Annotated in this window: 19 protein-coding genes and 3 tRNA genes; 2 read left to right on the top strand and 20 right to left on the bottom strand. The window is 24.7% G+C overall.

Translation table 11 applies throughout. From position 1 onward, the window contains the following. Nucleotides 1-285: 285 nt before the first annotated feature. The gene (locus tag OC701_RS00635; protein WP_304514190.1) at nt 286-711 is read right to left on the bottom strand and encodes a hypothetical protein; all 426 of its coding nucleotides are present in this window, start codon (nt 709-711) and stop codon (nt 286-288) included. Between the two features lie 218 nt (nt 712-929). Between OC701_RS00635 and OC701_RS00640 the strand changes: the two genes are divergently transcribed. Together OC701_RS00640 and OC701_RS00645 are read left to right on the top strand one after the other, a co-directional pair. Further along, nucleotides 930-1,003 (top strand) — tRNA-Thr (locus tag OC701_RS00640). Between the two features lie 106 nt (nt 1,004-1,109). After that, nucleotides 1,110-1,184, top strand: a tRNA-Gly gene (locus OC701_RS00645). Between the two features lie 1,064 nt (nt 1,185-2,248). Here OC701_RS00645 and OC701_RS00650 read toward each other — a convergent pair. The 19 genes from OC701_RS00650 to groL all read right to left on the bottom strand — a co-directional run bounded on the left by OC701_RS00650 (nt 2,249) and on the right by groL (nt 21,163). Next, nucleotides 2,249-2,419: a hypothetical protein gene (locus tag OC701_RS00650; RefSeq protein ID WP_304514191.1), complete on the bottom strand. Its 171-nt coding sequence runs from the start codon at nt 2,417-2,419 to the stop codon at nt 2,249-2,251. Between the two features lie 87 nt (nt 2,420-2,506). Next, nucleotides 2,507-2,830 carry a cyclic-di-AMP receptor gene (locus OC701_RS00655; protein ID WP_304514215.1) on the bottom strand — a complete coding sequence of 108 codons (324 nt, stop codon included), beginning with the start codon at nt 2,828-2,830 and terminating at the stop codon, nt 2,507-2,509. A gap of 86 nt (nt 2,831-2,916) precedes the next feature. Beyond that, nucleotides 2,917-2,990: transfer RNA gene (locus tag OC701_RS00660), tRNA-Cys, on the bottom strand. A 139-nt stretch (nt 2,991-3,129) separates the two neighbouring features. After that, nucleotides 3,130-3,222 (bottom strand): 50S ribosomal protein L33, encoded by a 93-nt coding sequence (rpmG, locus tag OC701_RS00665; RefSeq protein WP_320411974.1) that lies wholly within the window; start codon nt 3,220-3,222, stop codon nt 3,130-3,132. Between the two features lie 1,266 nt (nt 3,223-4,488). Beyond that, a complete protein-coding gene (locus tag OC701_RS00670) occupies nt 4,489-4,653 on the bottom strand; it encodes a hypothetical protein (protein ID WP_304514192.1) in 165 nt (54 codons plus the stop codon). Between the two features lie 707 nt (nt 4,654-5,360). Then, the gene (locus OC701_RS00675; RefSeq protein WP_304514193.1) at nt 5,361-5,582 is read right to left on the bottom strand and encodes a hypothetical protein; all 222 of its coding nucleotides are present in this window, start codon (nt 5,580-5,582) and stop codon (nt 5,361-5,363) included. A gap of 14 nt (nt 5,583-5,596) precedes the next feature. Further along, nucleotides 5,597-5,884, bottom strand: coding sequence for an HU family DNA-binding protein (locus tag OC701_RS00680; protein WP_304514194.1), 288 nt, complete (start codon nt 5,882-5,884; stop codon nt 5,597-5,599). Between the two features lie 221 nt (nt 5,885-6,105). Continuing rightward, nucleotides 6,106-7,101: an NAD(P)H-dependent glycerol-3-phosphate dehydrogenase gene (locus tag OC701_RS00685; RefSeq protein WP_304514195.1), complete on the bottom strand. Its 996-nt coding sequence runs from the start codon at nt 7,099-7,101 to the stop codon at nt 6,106-6,108. Next, entirely contained in the window at nt 7,098-8,417 is a 1,320-nt protein-coding gene (gene der / locus OC701_RS00690) for a ribosome biogenesis GTPase Der (protein WP_304514196.1), read from the bottom strand. Before der ends, OC701_RS00685 begins: the two co-directional genes overlap by 4 nt. Continuing rightward, nucleotides 8,410-9,093 carry a (d)CMP kinase gene (gene cmk, locus OC701_RS00695; protein ID WP_304514197.1) on the bottom strand — a complete coding sequence of 228 codons (684 nt, stop codon included), beginning with the start codon at nt 9,091-9,093 and terminating at the stop codon, nt 8,410-8,412. The genes der and cmk overlap by 8 nt, the downstream gene beginning before the upstream one ends. Nucleotides 9,094-9,168: 75 nt before the next feature. Then, complete coding sequence (gene efp / locus OC701_RS00700; protein WP_304514198.1) at nt 9,169-9,744, bottom strand: elongation factor P; 576 nt, start codon at nt 9,742-9,744, stop codon at nt 9,169-9,171. After that, entirely contained in the window at nt 9,737-10,636 is a 900-nt protein-coding gene (gene miaA / locus OC701_RS00705; protein WP_304514199.1) for a tRNA (adenosine(37)-N6)-dimethylallyltransferase MiaA, read from the bottom strand. Before miaA ends, efp begins: the two co-directional genes overlap by 8 nt. Next, nucleotides 10,629-11,396, bottom strand: coding sequence for a TIGR00282 family metallophosphoesterase (locus OC701_RS00710; protein ID WP_304514200.1), 768 nt, complete (start codon nt 11,394-11,396; stop codon nt 10,629-10,631). Before OC701_RS00710 ends, miaA begins: the two co-directional genes overlap by 8 nt. Before the next feature lie 24 nt (nt 11,397-11,420). Continuing rightward, complete coding sequence (rny, locus tag OC701_RS00715) at nt 11,421-13,007, bottom strand: ribonuclease Y (RefSeq protein ID WP_304514201.1); 1,587 nt, start codon at nt 13,005-13,007, stop codon at nt 11,421-11,423. 422 nt (nt 13,008-13,429) lie between these two features. Then, the gene (locus tag OC701_RS00720; protein WP_304514202.1) at nt 13,430-13,801 is read right to left on the bottom strand and encodes a hypothetical protein; all 372 of its coding nucleotides are present in this window, start codon (nt 13,799-13,801) and stop codon (nt 13,430-13,432) included. A 5-nt stretch (nt 13,802-13,806) separates the two neighbouring features. Then, nucleotides 13,807-14,358: a hypothetical protein gene (locus OC701_RS00725; protein WP_304514203.1), complete on the bottom strand. Its 552-nt coding sequence runs from the start codon at nt 14,356-14,358 to the stop codon at nt 13,807-13,809. 1,378 nt (nt 14,359-15,736) lie between these two features. Beyond that, nucleotides 15,737-17,581, bottom strand: a complete 1,845-nt coding sequence (locus OC701_RS00730; protein WP_304514204.1) for an ABC transporter ATP-binding protein — start codon at nt 17,579-17,581, stop codon at nt 15,737-15,739. Continuing rightward, nucleotides 17,578-19,311 (bottom strand): ABC transporter ATP-binding protein, encoded by a 1,734-nt coding sequence (locus tag OC701_RS00735; protein ID WP_304514205.1) that lies wholly within the window; start codon nt 19,309-19,311, stop codon nt 17,578-17,580. The genes OC701_RS00730 and OC701_RS00735 overlap by 4 nt, the downstream gene beginning before the upstream one ends. A 214-nt stretch (nt 19,312-19,525) precedes the next feature. After that, nucleotides 19,526-21,163, bottom strand: a complete 1,638-nt coding sequence (groL, locus tag OC701_RS00740) for a chaperonin GroEL (protein WP_304514206.1) — start codon at nt 21,161-21,163, stop codon at nt 19,526-19,528. Between the last annotated feature and the right edge of the window lie 36 nt (nt 21,164-21,199).

A 21,199-nucleotide genomic window follows, 5' to 3' on the forward strand; every position in this document is an offset into this window, starting at 1 on the left:
CGCAACCCGCTTTTAAGAACTGCTGTAATTCTTGATAGTTTCCTTTCAAGAACCGTTCTTAGCCTGTCAGTGTTTATCGCACTGGTGATTGGTAAAATCACACGATATTTAGGCCTCTTTGGCGCCCTAACTGATTCATTAGTAAATTTTTGCATTTAATTTATTAAAAACTCACTTCCTTATATTATTATGATTATTATTTTTGCAAAAATAAATTAATTTTTTTATAATTAACAATAAAAAAAGACTTTTTCAAGTCTTTTTTTAATGGTATATAAAAATAAATTAAAAAATTTTATGAATTCTAACAGCTTTTAAACCTTGTTGGCTAGATTCTACATCAAATTCAAAAAGAGCACCTTGATAAAAAAAGTTTCTTCTATCTTCAGGTGTCATATCTATAACAGATCTATCTGCTATTTGTGTAACGTGAAAAAAAACTTCTTCTAATATTTTAGTATCTAAACCAATCAACTCTTTAATTTCTGAATATTTTTCATTCATATCCTCATGTGAAACTTCAGAATCTGATAACATATTTTTTAATTCTTGTACTTTATTTTGTAACATTAACTGTTGTTCTTGTGATAAATTAGGATTTCTATAAATAAATCCATAATTACCTCTTTCTTCGTGATTATCCATTGTTCTTTTTTCGGAAAAAAACTTTAAATAACCTATACTACGTGGACTAATTTGATCTGCTGACATTTTAAACAAACTCCTCTGCAATTGCATTCTAATTTCATTCTCTAATTTTATTTTAATTAGTCGAAATAGTCACTTTCATTATACACAAATTAATAGTAAAATTAAATATTATATTTCACAATGAAATAAATAAAATTTAATGTTAAACATTTTAATTTTATTTATTTCATTAAATTAATGTTTATGATATAATTACTCGTTAAGAAAATAAAAATATAGCCCTTATAGTTTAATGGTAAAACGCATCAATGGTAATGATGTAATATAAGTTCAATTCTTATTAAGGGCACCAATTATTTTGTAAAAAACAAGAATTTTTTTGGTAAAATTTAATAGTAATATTAAAATAAATAATAAATATTTTAAAAGATGGTTAATATAATTTTTGTAATTAAATCGCGGGTGTCGTATAATGGTTATTACATATGCTTGCCAAGCATATAATGAGGGTTCGATTCCCTTCGCTCGCTCCACAAATTTTCTAAAAGTTTATAATATTAAATAAAAATATAAAAAGTTAAAAATTATTAAATTATATAATAAACATAAATAAAGCATATTATTTTATTAAATTTTAAAATTATTCTTCAAATAAGAATTAACAAATATTTTAATTTTTAATTTAATAAAATAATATATTTGATATAATAAAAAAATTTCAAACAATTTTAAAACTATATAAATAAAAAAAAGAAATGTTTTTTAAGATAAAAAACACTTAATTTAAAACATTTCTTTTTATTATTTTTAATTGATGACGTTTAATTATTAAACTACGTTTAGCTTGAAAATCTCCAGGATGATTTTTATACGGATAGATAATTTACGTTTCATTAATAGGATTTATTATTCCTATCAACTATTACCAACAGCCCCCGTCCAAACGGTGCGAGCAAGTTTCCCAGCACACCGCTTTCCATAATTTATCCCTATTCTGGGTTTAACTTCGTGTCACCACTGGTTAAATGTTTATTCTTGACCTTTTACTCTTTTTGAATATTCAAAAATATCATTCATCAATAAATTACTTTCTGCTTTCGCCCTATAAGAGTGGTTAACTCTCTTCTTGGTAAGACGATTAGCTAGCTTATTCCAAAACTAGGTTTACTCTTACGACTACTAAACAGATTCTTTATCCTTAACTATCAGGGCTTTGATTTCCTGATTGGTAAATTGAATTACTTAGTCTTAGGATTCTCCAAGTTACGCTAAATTTCTACCTTAATTCTTTAGGGGAAGTATCCTCTTTTTTGTGGGAGGCTGATTCCAGGTTTTCTTATACGATAAACCACTCAATACCATATTAATATATTAGTGGGTTCTGGACTTTCCGTTTAAGCAACTTCCGGAACAGGTCTTATTATTACATCTATTTTCCTTCTTAGGCCATTGCAGGCTTCTCCATGGAATTATTTGGTGGCGGCGTCTTCTTGACTAATTTGCTTTGGTCGCAACCCGCTTTTATGGTCTGCTATAATCTATCATTCTTTCGTCTGATAAACCGACCATATCCTTTCAGGGTTTATCGGCCCCTGGCTTATTGGTTAAATAGCACGAAATTTAGGCCTCTTTGGCGCCCAATATGATAAGATAATATTTCTATATCAGCAGTTAATAAATTAAACTGTACTTTATTAGAACCAGTATTAATAAGATTAGCATCATATTGTTCTACAATTTTTTTCTTTTGTTCTTTATTCAAAGCCATTTTGTCAAACTATATCCTTTCAAAAAACTCAAAAAACCAAATTAACTAAATTAATAAATTACAATATATAATCTGTTTCATAGACAATTATAATTTTAAAAAATTTTCCACATCTAAAATAAAAATAGTAGCTCCACCAACAGAAACTTCAGAAGGTAAAGAATAATAAGCAGAAAATTCATTTAAAATATCATTAGGTATGATTTGTGTTTTCTGTCTAGAATGGAATTTAATAATTTCTATAGCTTGTTCTACTTTATCCGCTGATAAACCTATAATCAAAGTAACATTTTTTTTGCTCAAAAATCCTCCTTGAGTTGATAATCTTGTGCTAAAAAAGTTATTTTTACTCAAATTATGTTGTACTTCATCAGCATCTTCCGACGAAACAATAGCTAAAATTAATTTCATTTTTTTATTCATATGCTAACATTATATAATATTTAAATATATAAAAAATATTATTTTATAATAAAAATTTTAAATTATTAAAAAAGTGGAGGCCCTGAACGGATTCGAACCGATGTTCAAGCTTTTGCAGAGCTATGCCTTACCACTTGGCTACAGGGCCAAATAAAATAATAACAAAAGATTTAAAATATTATTTTTGAAGATAATCTAAATAATAAATTGAAACTTTGTTATATTTATATATAGAATTCAAAATAATGTAAATTATTATTTTCTGAATTATTAAATAAATTAATTTATTATTTTTTCTCTTTATGAAGTAAATATTTCCTTTCAAAAGGACAATATTTATTCAATTCCAAATTTTTAGGATTTTGTTTTTTAATAGAGATAGATTATTTGCGTTTTGATCTCAGGATTTGTCTTTCTGATAGCTATTACAAATAGCCCCCCTCTAAACCGGACAAGCAAGTTTCCAAGCATCCGGCTTGCCATAATTTACCTTTTTTCGAGGACTAAATTAATGTCGCCATTATTTAGTTTGTTTATTCTTATCAATTATTTAATATTATTATTAACCACATTACACTAATTTATTTAAATTACATACTTTTTGAGTATACTTGCTCAAATAAAAAATCTACGAAAAAAATAAAAATTCTCATATCCGCAAAATTTACTTTTGTTTCTCTCCTGATATCACAATAAACACTCCAAATAATTTATTTTGATCTTATGATTATCTGAATTTATACACTCTAAACTAAGTATTCTTTATCATTCTAACAATGAATATTTTTATTACCTATTCAATTGTTTTAAACAAATGTATTCTCATAAACAGTTCAGGTTCAATATAAATTGAATCTAATTTTTTTATCTAGACAAAAATAATTGAGTTATTAACAATCTAATCTTTTTATATATCAACATTATTTCTAATCATTTTGTTGGTTAAAGTTTCCAATAATATCTTTTCTGATTATCTCTATCTGAACTTATAACTCAACCATATTATTCAGCATATTCCTTAAATTTATTTATTGAAATTTAAATTTGTACATTTTTTCCCAAAGTATTTTTCATTGTTTAAATAATCTTGATAATGCCAATGAAATTAAAATTAACAATGTAAAACAAAAACCTTATTCATTTATGTGGTCGGAACAATTTTGTTGGCTTTATTCTTAATGATTATAAATTGTAAATCTTTGTGTGAACCATTTTATAACTCAGTTTTTTTTGATGTTTTTGGGTTATTTTGTAATTTATTAAAACCTAATAATAAAATCATTTCTATAACGAATATACTCAACTCTTAGATTCAGATTTATATTGATTTAACTATCTAATATTCTTTGTTTATTGCTAAGATACTTATTTTATTATTTTAAAATTTCAAAAAAGGAATTAAGGTAAAAGTTAATAGATTTTTTTATCCTTTTGCAATAAAACCCTATCATCTTATCGATATTGTTAATAAATAGTAGTATTCAACATAATCCATATTGTATTTTTTAATTTTTTTTACATTTGATAAAATTATGGTCGTTTGGTTAACATCATTTGTCTCAACACAGTATTTATAAATTACGGTTTAATCGAAAACATGATAATAGTTGATAAGGTTTTATTCATATCCCAATTTGAGTTTTTGTTTAATGCTTTGTTTCGGTTTTTTTAATGAATGAATTTAGAATAATCTTCAAAAGTTCCAAAAGACTTAATTTCTTGATAATATCGAATAAACAATAAATTACTAACTTCTTTCGCCCTATCAAGGTCGTTAACCTTGTTCTAGGGAGGACGATTAACTGGATCATTCCAGATCCAGTTTTACTCCTCCGACTACTAAGAAGTCGCTTTCTCCTTGGGCTATAATGACTTTAATCTCATTATTCGTTAATTTAATAACTCGCCTTTAGGATTCTCCAAGTTACGCTAAATATCAACCTTGATTCCTTAGGCGAGGTAACCAATTTTTTATAAAATGGTAAGATTCCAGGTTTTTTTATTTGATAAACTATCCAATACTAAAAATATATATCGATAGATTCCGGACTACTCGGTTTTAATAGTTTACGAGATAGGTTTACTTCTTACATCTGTTTTCCCTCTTAGGCCATCTCAGGCTTATCCATCGAACCATTCGGTGGCGGCATCTTCTTGACTAACTATTTCATCGCAACCCGCTTTTAAGAACTGCTGTAATTCCTGATTGTTTCCTTTCAAAAACCATTCTTATCCTTTCAGTGTTTATCAGCACTGGTTATTGGTTAAATAACTTGATATTTAGGCCTCTTTGGCGCCCTTTTTATAAGTATGATAATTTTCTCTGCCGCATTTTTGGCAAAATAACTTAACTAATTCACTCATTTTGTTAACCTCATTGAATTATTCTAAATAATTGAATAATAATTTTACAAAAAAAATCAAATTATTATAAATTAAAAAATAGCTATAAAAAACTATTCTTTTAAAACATATTATAATAAAATTTAAAATATTTATAAAATAAATATGATTTAAATTAATATTCAATAATTTTAATGAGATGTTTTTCAAGAACTTCTGGATAAAGATATTTAACTTCTCTCATTTTTTTAAATAAAACACATACAATTTTATTTTGAATATCAATTCTAGTTACTACGCCTATCTCTTGTTCTCCTGCAACACTAACTTTAGCTCCAATAAAATGGCGATAGGGATTCTGATCTATGCAATTCAAAAAATCCACCTCTTTTCCCAAAATTTATTTTATTATTATTCGGATAATATTTTTTTAAAATCTCTTTTAACTTTAGTACTCATTTTAAATGTTGGAACTGTTTGAGGAGGTGTAACACGAATTTCAGATGTAGTAGGTATTTTAAATTTTCTAGATTTACGATATGACATTTTAAAAAAACCTAAATATGGAAGTGTAAATTTTTCTTTTTTATTTAAAGTTTCACCCATTGCATCATATAGAGATTGAAATACTTTAACAACATCCTTTTTTTTAATATTTGTTTCTTTAGCTACTTTAGAGATTAATTCAGCCTTATTCATTATTTTTTGGCTCCTTTATTAAATTTTTAAATTCATTTTCAAATAAAATAATTACAAGTGAAAAAATAATTTCAACTTCTTATGAAGATTCAAATTTAGATAAAAATAAATTAATAATTTCGAAAAAATAATATAAATATATCGAAAAATTAAAATTATATCCAAATATTTGAATCTAGTTTGATTTTAGCATAAAAATAAATTTTATTAACATAAAATCTTTATTTGTGTATAAATTTATTAATAATTGTTTCCAAAAGATAATTTGCAGGTTTTTTTTCTATAACTACCTGATAAGCGCTTTTAATAATGGGTAATTTTATATTTTTCTCTAATATCAAATGATAAAAAGCTTTTAAATTATTAATACCTTCGATAGTTTGGTAACTATTTAGATAAATTTTCTTTATATCTGTGCCTAAACCTATTTGAATACCGGCTCGATAGTTTCGAGAATCTTCATTAAAACTTGTTACTATCAAATCTCCTAATCCTGCTACACCTAAAATTGTCTCCAAAGAAAATCGCAAATATTTCATTAATTCATATAATTCTAACATAGCTATACTAAAGAAAGCAGATTTAGCATTATTTTTAAAATTCTTAATATCTAAAATACCACTGATTAAAGATAAAACATTTTTAAAAGCGCTACATATTTCACAACCATAAACATCATTAGAACAAACGACTTTTAAATAAGTTGCATTAGTAAAAATATGAGATATAAAATTAGTGAATTTCGAATTCGAGGAAGCAGCTACTAAAAAAGTTAAATAACAATTAATCACTTCTTCAGCATGAGATGGACCCATAATACAACCATAATTTTTAATTTTAAATAAATCTAATTCTTCTTTAATAATTTCTTGAACAGTCTTAGCACTTGCAACTTCTATTCCTTTAGAAGCGTTAATAAAATTTTTTGATTGTTTTTTTAAAATTAAATTAATTTTTCTCAACAATAATCTTATTTTTTGAGCAGGTATACATAAAATTATTAATTCTGAATATAATAAAGCTTCAGATAAACACAAAGTAGCTTGGATATTGGGATTTAAATTTTTATCAAAAACAGAATGTTTATGTTGTTTAATGCGATTAACATATTCAATATTATTATCACATACTAAAACCAAATGACCGTTATCTGCTAAAACTTGAGCTAAAGTAGTTCCCCAAGCTCCTCCTCCTATAATACTAATTTTTTCATTCATAAATTATCACTTTTCTTTTTAAAAATTATTTTAATAGGTAAACCTTGTAATTCTAAATTTAATCTCAATTGATTTTTTAAAAATCTTTCATAAGAAAAATGAATAAATTGAGGATCATTAACTAAACAAACAAAAGTAGGTGGTTTATTAAAAATTTGTTTTAAATAATAAAAACGAGCTTTTCCTTGGTTAAATATATGAGGAGGATTTAATTGAATAGCTTTATATAAAATATCATTTAAAATATGATCCGTAAAAATATGTTTATAATTATTAAAAACTTTATCTAAAATTTTTATAAACTTATCTAAATTATATTTTTGTAAAGCAGAAACATTAACTAAAGGCATATAGTCCAAAAATTTTAATTCATGTCTTAAATTATTTTCAAATATATTTTGAATTTGATGATTTTTATAAACTAAATCCCATTTATTAGCGATAATAATACAAGGTTTGTTGGCTTTAAAAATCATAGAAGCAATGTTTTTATCTTGATCGCTAATTTTATGACTAACATCCATCATAAAACAAACAATATCACTTTCTAATATAGCCATAGAAGTTCTTAAAAAACTGTATTTTTCTTTACCAATTTTAATTTTCCCTCTTTTTTTCAAACCCGCTGTATCAATAATACGATAAAAACATTGTTTATATTGAAACAAATTATTAACTGCATCTGTAGTAGTACCAGGAATATCAGAAACAATCATTCTTTCCTGAGATAATAAAGAATTTGTAAAAGTAGATTTACCAACATTAGGTTTTCCGATCACACAAAACTTAACTACATCTTCAATTTTAACATTATTAAAAATGGTTTCTGATGGCCGTTTAGAAACGATAATATCCAAAAGCTTTCCTATGCCAATACCATGAAGAACACTAATACCTACAATTTCATCAAAACCTAAACTATAAAAATTATAAATATCTGGTAATAAATTAACATTATCCATTTTATTTACTGCAACTACTACTTTAGAAATCTTTGAATACAAAATTTTTGCTATTAAGAAATCTTCTTGCATTAATCCTTCGCGAATATCTGTTAAAAATATAATGACATCGGCTTCGTGAATAGCTATTTGGGTTTGATATTTAATTTTTTCTTGAAAAGGTAAAGTGTCAAAACTAAGGCCACCTGTATCAATAATAATAAACTTTTGATTTAACCATTGAGTTTCAGCATAAATACGATCTTTAGTAGTACCAGCGTCATCATCAACTACAGCTAACCTTTGCCTTAAAAGGCGATTGAACAAACTAGATTTACCTACATTAGGACGACCTACAATAGCTACTTTAAACATTTTTAACCAACATTTTCTTTTTAATTAAATTCTCTATCAAATTAACTGTTTGTTGAACAGAAATATTAGTATTATCTATTAAAATAGCATCTACTGCTTTTTTTAAAGGAGCAATAAAACGTTTTTTATCTTGTAAATCTCTTAATTGAATTGTTTCTATAATCTCAGATAAATTTATTGTATCTTGGCCTATCATTTTCAATTCTTTTTGCTTCCGCAAAGCACGTTGTTCAATACTAGCAGTTAAAAAAATTTTTAAATCAGCGTCTGGCATAACAACAGTACCAATATCTCTTCCATCCATAATAATATAATCATTTTCGCGTATCATTTGATACTGCAATATTAAAATTTTGTTTCTAACAGGCAATAAAGAAGAAATATTAGAAACCTTTTGTTCAATATAAAAATCATTTAAATTCGCAGAAAAATATTCATTATTTAAATAAAAACCATGGTTTGTTAACTTAATATTTAGATTTTTCAATAATTGTTCCAATTTAGAAACATCTAAATCATCATTATACCTTATTTCATTCTTTAATATATAAAAAGTAATTAAACGAAATAATAATCCAGTATTTAAATAAAACCATTTTAATTTATCAGCTAATAATCGACTAACAGTACTTTTACCAGCTCCAGCCGGACCATCAATAGCTACTTTAAAATTCATATTAATACAAAACACTCCTTAATATGGATAATATTTTCTTATTCAATAAAAAAGTTTTTTCTAATTTATGTACTTTTATTTCTCATTATAACGAGATACATAACAATCATTAGAAGTATTAATAACAATTTTTTCTCCTGTTTCAATAAAAATAGGTACTTTTATAATTAAACCTGTCTCCAAAATAGCATCTTTATAAGCAGTATTACTTTTACGATTGTTTTCTCCAGAAATAGAGTCTGTTTGGTAAACTTTTAAAACTATTTTATCTGGCAAAATAGTGCCTAAAATATTATTTTGATCACAAAAAAGAAATTCCACAATAACATCTTCAGCTAAATATTTTTTAATACTTTGCACATCCGATTCAGCAATTTCGATTTGTTCATAAGTGTTTTCGTTAAAAAAAACATATATTCCGTTCTGTATATAAGAAAATTTCAATTTCACTTTATTTACTAAAGCTGTTTCAATTTTAATACCCGAATTAAAAGTATATTCTATAATACCACCTGTTTTTAAATTTTTTAATTTACTTCTAACAAAAGCAGAACCTTTACCAGGTTTAACATGCAAAAAATCAATTATTTGATAAATATTATTTTTTAATTTAATAGTCATACCTGTTTTAAAATCATTTGTGTTAATCATTTAATTTACCTTTTTTCAAAAAATTTTTAATTATATCAATAGCTTTGGTTTCTAGTTTAGGATCTAAAGCTTCTAGTTGTACTAAAGATAACATTTGATTCATAAACCAAGTTTTTTGTCTTTTAGCATATTTAAGAGTTTTAGTAATAATTAAATCATAAGCTTGTTGAAAAGAAATTTTTTGTTCTAAAAATTCTTTCATTTCTCGATAACCAATTATATTGAAATTAGCATTAGGATATTTATTCATTAAATCTTGAACTTCTTCGATAAATCCTTGTTTTAACATTTGATCTAACCTTAAAATAATACGTTGTTTTAAAAATTGAGGTTCTATATTCAAATAAATAGTCAAAATATTAAATAAAGGTTTGTTTGAACCATTTTTTTGAGATCTTAAACTATTACAAATCGCTTGACGATAAGCACTAATAACTCGACGAGAATTTTTTATATCTATAACTAAATCTGGATCTTTCTTAAAAATAAATTTTAACATATATTCTAAAGTTAAATTTTGATAAGATTTATTTTCATAATCTTTTGAAATAAATAATTCATAATCAAACAAAGCTGCTTTAATATAAAGGCCACTGCCTCCTACAACAAAAGGAACTTTAATATTCAAAATTTTATTTCTGGCATCTCGTTGAAAATCAAAAATATTATATTTCTCACCAGGATTAACAATATCTAACAAATGATGAGATATATGAGTTTCTTTAAGTGAAATTTTAGATGAACCAATATTAAATTCTTTATAAATTTGAACTGCATCAGCATTAATTATTTCTCCACAAAAAAAATCAGCTAATTTCAAAGAAAGAGAAGTTTTACCTGAAGCAGTTGGACCAACAATAACTATAATTTTTTTTTGTCTTTTATTATTCATGATACTTAATTTTCGTAATTTTTTGTTTTTTACCTAAAGTTAAAACAACTCCATTTAATTGTCTTTTTCCTTGGGCAATTTTATGTTTTAATTTATTATTATTTAAAAAATTATTAATAATAATATTTTTATCTTGACCTATTATACCATCTAAAGGCCCTGTCATACCTACATCAGAAATATAAAGAGTTTTTTTAGGCAAAATTCTTTCATCATTAGTCTGAACATGAGTATGAGTCCCTACGATAGCATTAATTTTGCCATCAAAATAATTTGCTAAAGCTAATTTTTCACTAGTTGCCTGAGCATGAAAATCTAAGAAAGCATAATGATATTGATTTTTATAAACTTTTAAAACATTTTCTATTCTTTTAAAAGGGCAAGATAAAAATTTATTATTCATAAAAACTCTACCTAAAGCATTCATAATTAAAAGCTTTTTATCTTTATATTTAATAATTTTATGACCATAACCGATATGTAAACTATCATCATTTAACGGCCTTATAATATTAGTATTTTCTATAAATGATTTTAAATCATGATGTTTCCAAGTATGATTACCCATAGTAATCATATTAACACCTGAAATTTTTAAATTATAAAAACTTTTAAAATCTAATCCTTGTCCTTCCGCAGCATTTTCAGCATTCGCGATAACAATATTAATTTTATAATGTTTTTTCAAAAAATTAATTTTTTCGATTAAATAATTAATACCTATCGAACCGCAAATATCTCCAATAAAAAGAATATTCATAATGATACTACCTTTGTATTAAAATTAACTAATACTTAAATTTGAAATTTCGGTTAAACGAACTTCTCTAATAACAGTTATTTTAATACTACCATTATATCTAATATTTTTCATAATTTGATCTTTAATTGTTCGAACTACTGTAAAAATAGCTAAATCATCAATTTGTTTGGGATCCACGATAACTCTAATTTCTCTTCCAGATTTAATAGCATAAGATTTTTCTACACCAGGAATTTTATTAGCAATTTCTTCTAATTGAGTAATTCTTTTAATATAATTATCTAAAGAATCGCGACGAGCTCCAGGCCTAGAAGCACTAATAGCATCAGCAATAGCAACTAAAACGGCAATAATACTACTAGGTTCTTGATCTTCATGATGAGATGCTACAGCATCTATTACTTCTAAAGGTTCTTTATGTTTTGTAACAATATCTAAACCTATTTTAACATGACTTCCTTCTAACTGATAATCTAAAGATTTGCCGATATCATGCAATAATCCTGCACGACGAGCTAATACTTCGTTTTCTCCTATTTCTGCAGCTAATTTACCTGCTAAAAAAGATACTTCCAAAGAATGTTTTAAAACATTTTGCCCATGGCTAGTACGAAAATGTAAAGAACCTAATAATTTTATTAATTCTTCATTTAAAAAACCTATTTTAGCCTCTAAAATAGCTTCTTCACCTATATCTTGAATAAAATTATCGAGTTCATCTTGGACTTTAGTAAACGTTTGCTCTATACTAACAGGTGTAATACGTCCATCTAAAATTAAATATTCTAAAGTACGACGAGCTATTTCTCTCCTTTTAGAATCAAAAGAACTTAATATAACAGTATTCGGTATATCATCTATAATTAAATCTACACCTGTTATAATTTGAAAAGTCCGAATATTTCTTCCTTCTTTGCCGATAATTCTCCCCTTTAATTCATTATTATCTAAATAAACTATATCCACATTATTTTCGGAAGAGATTTTACGAGATAATTGTTGCATAGTTGAAACTAACAAAACATTAGCTTTTTTTTTCACTTGAAATTTATATTCTTCTTCTTGAGATTTAATATAACTCATAATTTCTTCTTGAGAATTTTTACGAATTTCTTCCATAATAATTTTTTTAGCTTGTTCTTTAGTTAAAGAAGCAATATTTTCTAATTCATTTTGTTGTTTTATAATAAGATTTTGAACTTTATTTTGCATTTGTTCAATTTGTTCTTGAGAAATATTAATTTTTTGTTCTTTCATGTACAATAATTCTTCTTTATCATTTAAATATCTAGTTCGTGAATTTAATAATTCTTCTTTATGAATAATTTGTTCTTCTAAATTAACAATTATTCGTCTTCTCAAATTCAAATCTTCTTCAACTTCTTTTTTTAAAATATGGATTTCTTGTTTAGCTTTTGATATCATTTCTTGAGCTATTATTTGAGCACTAGAAATTTTTTCTTGAGCATTTTTTTTTGTTGTTTGTATAATTTTTTTAATTTTTTGTTGATAATAAAAAATTAAATAATACAAAAATCCTAAAATAACAATAATTAAGGGCAAGTAAATAAACAAAGCAAGGAACCATTTTGTTGATGTTCCTAACATAATAATAAATTTATGCCTTCCATTGTAATTGTTTGTTTTAAATATTATTTAAAATTAATTATAAATATAAATATGTTAAAAAACAAAATAATTTATAATTAAAATATTTGTTTAATACTTAAAAATTCATAATTTATTAATTTTTTTAAAAAACAAAAAAAATAAACAAATTAATTCAAAATTAATTTGCTTATTATAACAATAATTTATAAAAAAATACATTTAATTCTTAAAAAATCTATCAAAAATACTCAAAAATACAAATTACAATATCTAATAATAATAAATTTATTTGATTTTTAATTTAAATAAGTGAGTTTTTAATTGGATAATAATCGAAATATTTACATATTTTTTAATTTAAAAAGAAACTTTTAATTTTTATTTGCTTAAAAAGCAATTTTATTTAACATTGTCAAAAACTATCTAAAAGCGAAAACAATTTTAGAAAAAAACACGCGTATTAAACCGAATGAAGTAACAAACAAAGATTTAAAACTACGAGGTAATATTGTTTTGGAAGATGAAATCTTTTTAATGGCGTTTATATTATTATTTGAAGATTGTTTTTCTAAGATATTTAGATCATTATTTAAAGGTTTTTTTTTTAAAACATTTTTAACTTGATCTAAATCTTTATCCAATAAATGATCAGAAATTACAGAAAGTTGTTCGTTTTCTTCATAGTCAGAATTTCTTGATTGTAATGAAGCTTCTTTCGGCATTATAGAAGAAATTTGATCATAAGAAAGATTTTTTGTGGATTCTAAAAAGTTATCGTCAAATTTTTGCAATGTTTTTAAGACTTTATTACTGATTTACGATTTTTTGGTGACAAAAATTTATCCTTTTCTTGAAGTGATCTGTTTGAGCCTGTTTGTTTGTGTCCTTGGAAAGTTGAAGTGAAATCTGATTCTTTTCTATTTAAATCTCCTGTGATAAAAGATTGACCAGAAGTTGGTTTATCTTTACCTGCTTCTACCTTAGTTTCTGAGGGTGAAACGGGAGTTTGACCAGAAGTTGGTTTATCTTTACCTGCTTCTACCTTAGTTTCTGAGGGTGAAACGGGAGTTTGACCAGAAGTTGGTTTATCTTTACCTGCTTCTACCTTAGTTTCTGAGGGTGAAGTAGGAGATTTGCCATTATTCTCTTTATTTTTTGGATTATTGCTTAAAAGTTCATTTGCATCTTGTTTTAAAGTTTTAAATTTATCCATATTACCGCTCAACCAATCAATTACATTTCCTGCTGTATCAAAAATTGTCGGTTCTTTTGGCAAATGAGAATTCAGAGAATTCATGGATCGTTCATGCATAGAATTAGAACCAGATAATACCGAAGATGAAGACATATATTCTAAATCATCATCACTAATAACACTATATTCATCTTGTTCATGTGAATAGAAATAACATAATGCAATTTTATAAATATTTAGATAAAAAAAATTATGTTAAACCCTCACCCAAACCGCACGGGCATATTCCTATGCATACGGCTTTCCGAGTTGAATTATACAAAAAACAATATTGTATATTTGACTCTGTTTTTCTTCCCCTTGTGTAACAGGTATTACCTGCGCCTTGGTAGGACATAACCCCTACGAGTACTATAAAACTCTGTAAGCATTTATAAAATATCTAAGATGGATAAAATGATTGGGCATAAATGCTCAAATCTAAATTAATAAATACCTTATTAAAAAAAGATATTTGTAAAATCTTAATTAATTTTTATAAGAAGCTTATCCAAGGTAGCTGTTTAATTATTGGTAAATGTTAAAGATCGCATGGCTTCTTATTTAAAATAAATCATTTCATTATTATAAAAATATATGAACACGTTAAAAAATATGTTTACAAAATAAACAATATTTTTTCGGATAGAACTTAATCGTAAGATAAAGAAAATACAATTAATGCGTTGCGTTTAATATGTTATTGACAATAAAATCAATTGATTCATGAATTTTTTAAAATATTTTATATTCATGAATAAACATATTTTGTTGGATTTATTTCGTTTTTAGCTTTAATTTGAGAAAAATTTCATGCTTATTTTAACTTCGCCTTGCATATTTTTTTAAACAATATTAACATTCAAAATAATTATGCTTTTTGAATATGCTATTTTCCCTTATGAATTTTCATTCTCAGGTAAATTCAACGGCTTAGCATGCTATCCCTATGCTAGGAGGACCATATAATCTCCTAAATTAAACGCCCGAACTTGCGCACCTTATCCTGTGATTGTGTTAAAATAGATTCATTATCTAATGAATTAATGTCGTCTGAATTTTCAAAAACACCAGCACAAAACATTATTAAAGGGATTGCTAAAACAGAAAATATCAAAAAAGATAAACCTATAAACTTTTTATTAAAATTTAATGGTTTGTTCAAATATAGTTTACTCCCTTATTTATTAATTAATTTTTTACAACACTTAATACACTAAAATAAACTATTATAATAAAATTAAATTTTTATATTATTTATATTATTTAAAATTTTATTTCGTAAATTTTCAAGTTTTTTAAATTTTTTTCATTTTTTCAAATTCTTAATTTCGATAAAGTATAATTTTTTAATTTAAACTTTGGGTATTCTATCTTATAATTATTCACAAAAACAAATTACCCACTTATATTATACCTCAAATAACCCCAAAAATAAAATTGAAAAAAATCTTAAATTTATTATATATTTATTTCCCAACTAAATAAATATTTATTTAAATTGACTATTATACAAATTATAATAAAAACCTTGTTTAGACAATAATTCTTTATGACTGCCTTTTTCAACTAATAAACCGTTTTGTAAAACCAAAATAATATCTGCATTTACAATAGTAGATAAACGATGAGCAATTACAAAAGAAGTTTTATCTTTTAATAATTTTTGCATAGATTGTTGAAAAATAATTTCTACTTGAGTATCAACAGAAGCAGTAGCTTCATCTAAAATAACTATAGAAGGGTTGCTTAAAAAAGTTCTGGCAATAGTGATTAATTGTTTTTCTCCTTGGGAAATATTATCTAGTTCTTCATTAATAATAGTATTATAACCATTTTGTTTAGTCATAATAAAATCATGCACGTTAACTTGTTTAGCAGCTTGAATAACTTGTTCTTCTGTAGCATTAAAATTACCATAACGAATATTATCCATAATAGTACCATGAAATAACCAAGAATCTTGAACAACTATACCGATCATTTTGCGTAAAGTGCTCTTTTGAATATTAGAAATGTCTACTCCATCGATTGCAATTGTACCTGAACTAACATCATAAAAGCGAACTAACAAATTAACTAAACTAGTTTTTCCTGAACCTGTTGGACCTACAATAGCTACCATTTTATGTTTGTTAATTTCGAAACTAATATCACGGAGAATAGGTTGATCAGATTGATATTGAAAAGTTACATGCGAAAATTTAATATAACCTTGAACTGAAGAAGGCATAATTAAATTATTTTTGATATCTAATTCTTCATGTTCTGCTAAAAAATTAAAAACACGATTTGCAGCAGAAGAAGTAGATTGTAAAATAACAAACATCTGACTCAAATCTCTTAATGGATTTCCTAAACGCCAAATATATTTTATAAAAGATTGAAAAATCCCTAATTGAATAGTCCCAAACCCTAATTTAAATAATAAATATGGCATTTCCGTATCTTGATAATTTAATAAAAAATAACCTAATATTACAATTAAAGTCATCACAATATAAGTAAAACTATTAATAATAGGCATAACTAATCCGGAAATCCAATTAGATTTAAAAATAGTAGAAGCTAATTGTTTATTTAAATTTTGAAAATCACTAATATTATTTAATTGTTGATTATATAAAATAATTTCTTTATGTCCAGTATATTTTTCTTGTAAAAAACCTAAATATTCGCCTGTTTTTTCGAATCTTTGAATAAAAACTGATCGTGCTTTTTTATTAATTAACCAAATCACAAATAAAGAACTTGGTATCATTAAACAAATTAATAAAGCAAATCTTAAATTTGCCCAAAACATAATAAAAATAATCATTATAATGCTAAAACAAGAAAGCACAAAAGCTACACAAGATTGTTGTAAACCGTTCGAAACTGTTTCTAAATCGTTTATAACAATACTCATAATATTACCTATAGTATTCTTTTCAAAATATGATATAGGTAATCTTAACATTTTTTGATACACACGTTGTCTAATGTTTTGAATAGATTTATGAATAATAACAATTATCAATTTGTTATAAATAAATCTAGCAATAATACATAAAAGATATAAAAATAAATTAATAAACAATAAAAGAATGATATAACTCATATATTCAGATATAATGCGAAAATTACTTAGCACTTTTGTTCGTAGAAAATTAAGAATAATATTGTCAACATAGATCATTTTAGAATTATTATTGAAATTATTTTGAATAAAATTAATAATAATATTTCCTTCAAAAATAACAATAAAAGCATCTATAACAGCTACTACAAAAATTAAAAAAATGCTAACCAAAATTTCTTTACGAAAAGGTTTTAAAAAATAAAATATTTTTTTCAATTTAGAACCTCTTTTATTTTTTGCGAAAAAGCAATATTTTTATAAATTTGACACCTATTCATTAATTCCTCATGCTTACCGATATCAATAATTCGACCATTATCTAAAACAATAATCTTATCAGCATTTAAAATAGTACTTAATCTTTGCGCTACTATAATAATAATAGAATCTTTTCGTAAATAACTTAAATTTGTACGAATAGTTAAATCAGTTTGATAATCTAAAGCAGAAAAAGAATCATCAAAAATATAAATATCAGGTTTTTTTAATAAAACTTTGTTGATAGCTAATCTTTGTTTTTGTCCTCCGGAAAAATTAGAACCTAATTCACTAACTGGTTCTTGTAATTTGCCTTTAGTTTTGTTAATAAAATCATAAGATTGAGATTTTTTAGCACATTCCCAAATTTCTTCAGAATCTGCATTAGATTTTCCAAAAGATAAATTACTTAAAATTGTACCTTTAAATAAAATATTTTTTTGAGAAACTACACCGATTTGATCTCTTAAAGAAGTTAAGTTATATAATTTAATATCTACTCCATTAATTAACAAACACCCTTTTATCGGATCTATTAATCTAGGAATTAAATTAATTAAAGTGCTTTTTCCAGAACCTGTAGAACCAACTATAGCAATTAATTCCGAAGCTTGAACTTTAAAATTAATATTTGATAAAATAAATTTATCATTGTTAGAATACTGAAAATAAACACCTTTAAACTCTAAACTTATAATAGGTTTAGATAAAATTAAATTATATTTTAAATTATTTTTAACCGAAGGTTTAGTATTTAATAAATATTCTATTTTACGCAAAGAAACTAAAGCTTTAGGAAACATTGTGAACAATAATAAAAAATTCAAAATAGAATAAAGTATATGATATTGTAAATTAATACAATTATATAAACCGCCTAAATGAAAATCAGTTGGCGTTCCTACTTTTAAAACATAAGCGCCAAAACCAGTAGTAAAAATAATAGAAACATTCAATAATAAATAAAATAAAGGTTCCATTGAAAAAATCGAATTAAACAAACGAATATTTAAAATAGCATATTGAGAATTAATTTTATCAAATTGATGACATTCATAATTTTCTGTATTTAAACTTTTAATAACTTTAATACCAGTTAAATTTTCGCGAACTTTAGAATTTATTTTTTCTAAAACTTTTTGTTTTTGTGTAGATAATAAATAATTTTTAAAAATAATACAAACAAAAATAATAACTAATAAAGGTATAATAGCTAAAACAATATAAGACAAAACCATGTAAATTCGATAAATCAAAATTAAACTAATTATTAACATAATAGGAGCTACAATTAAAGCTCTATAAAGACTAGACATAAAATTAACAATTTGACCTACACAAGTAATACTACAATTCATCAAAAAAGGAACACCAAGATTTTTCATTTCTAAAATTGAAAAAGTTTGAATTTTGGCAAAAATATCTTTATTTAAATCTTCAAAAATTAAAGATGATGTTTTAGCAGAACAAAAATTAATAATTAAATTACCCACAATAGCACATAAAACCAACAATAATAAAGCTAAAGCAACAAATAAAAAATTGCGGGAAGAAACAGGATTATCAATAACATAACGACCTATAATCAAAGGAATACCAATTTCACCGCTTGCTATAAATAAAACTGCCAAAATATTTAAAAATAATATAATTTTATAACGCATAATATATTTAAAAATTAATTTCATAAAACTGCTTTTGTACCTTCTTAATTAAATAAAAATCAAAAAAATTAAATTTTTACTAATCTTTATTCGTTTTTGAAATATCAATAGAAATTCTAACATTTTTTTAATATTTTTTTATATAAAAAAAAATTAATTCATATTACAAAAAAACAAATAAGTTTTCTTGATTTAATGAATTAATTTTTAAAAAGATATAAAACAATTTATTTAAATATTAAAGTACATCGTTATTCATATTATCAATATTTGAATAATTTTTTTCTAATACTTCTTCTACCACAGCAGCGCCAGTAGTTACCATTACAGATGCAATAGAAGCTGCATTCAAAACAGCTTGTCTAGTTACCGCTGTAGGATCCATAATACCATCTTTAACTAAATCCACAAATTGACCAGTTTCAGCGTTAAAACCAAAATTTTCTTTTTGTTCTAATTGTTTTTGAATAATCATAGAAGCATCATAACCTGCATTAGTTGCAATTTGTTTAGTAGGTTCTAATAAACTTTCTAAAACAATACTATAACCTTTACGAACACTTTCATTGGTAGAATTTAATTCACTTAATGCAGTTTTATAAATTTCTACCAATGCTTTACCTCCACCAGGAACAATACCTTGTTCAATAGCAGCTTTAGTTGCATTTAAAGCATCTTCAATACGTAATTTTTTTTCTTTTAATTCTGTTTCAGTAGTAGCTCCTACATGAATAATACCAATACCACCAGTTAATTTAGCTAATCTATTAGTTAAATTATTTAAATCATGTTGATTAAAATCTTTCATATTTTTCATATTAGAAATCTGAGATTGAATTTCTTGAATACGCGTTTCTAAAGCAGAAGTTTTATTATCCACTACCAAAGTAGTGCTATTTTTTTTAATAATAACTTTATTTACTTTACCTAAACATTTTTCATCTACATCTTTTAACTTCATATTTAAATCTTTAGAAATAAAAGTAGCTTGAGTTAAAATAGCCATGTCTTGAAGTACTTCTTTTTGATAATCGCCAAAATTCGGAGCTTCAACTGCCACTGCATTTAAATAATTTCCTTTTTTATTAGCTACTAAAATACTTACCATTTCATTATCAAAAGATTCGGCAACAATTAACAAAGGAACTCTATTACTTAATGAATATTCCAAAATACGATTAATTTCGAATATACTATTAATCTTATGATCAGTAATTAAAATAGCAGCTTGTTCTAATTCTATTAAAGAATCTTGTTTATTTACCACAAAATAAGGAGAGACATAACCTTTATCGAATTGCATACCTTCAACAACATCTAATACAGTTTCAAAACTTTTAGATTCATCTACATTAACAACTCCTGTTTTACCTACTTTTTCAATAGCAGCAGCTACAATTTTGCCTGTTTCTGAACTACCAGATGAAATAGTAGCAACATTTTCGATTTCTTCTTGAGTATTAACAGAACGAGATTTAGCTAAAAGTTGTTGAGCCACTACACGCGATGCTTCCAAAATACCTTGTTTTAAAAGAACACCTTTAAAACCACCAGTATCAAGGGCTTTAAAGCCTTTACTAATCATACTCTGACCTAATAAAACAGCTGTAGTTGTACCATCTCCTGAAGAATCATTAGTGCGAGTAGCTATTTCACATATAGCTTTAGCGCCAGCATTATGATAAGCATCTTTAAAACTAATTTCTTTTGTAATAGTGACCCCATCGTTAATAATTAAAGGACTACCATATTTTTGTTCTAATAAAACATTTTGACCCTTAGGACCTAAAGTTATTTTAACTGTATTAGCTAATAAATCTATACCTTTTAAAATTTTTTTTCTTGCTATTTCACCATAAACAATTTGTTTTGCCATATAATATATTTAATACTCCTTTTTTCCGAATAAATC

It is taken from the genome of Candidatus Phytoplasma bonamiae (assembly GCF_030586845.1).
In the GTDB taxonomy this organism is placed as follows: domain Bacteria; phylum Bacillota_I; class Bacilli_A; order Acholeplasmatales; family Acholeplasmataceae; genus Phytoplasma; species Phytoplasma bonamiae.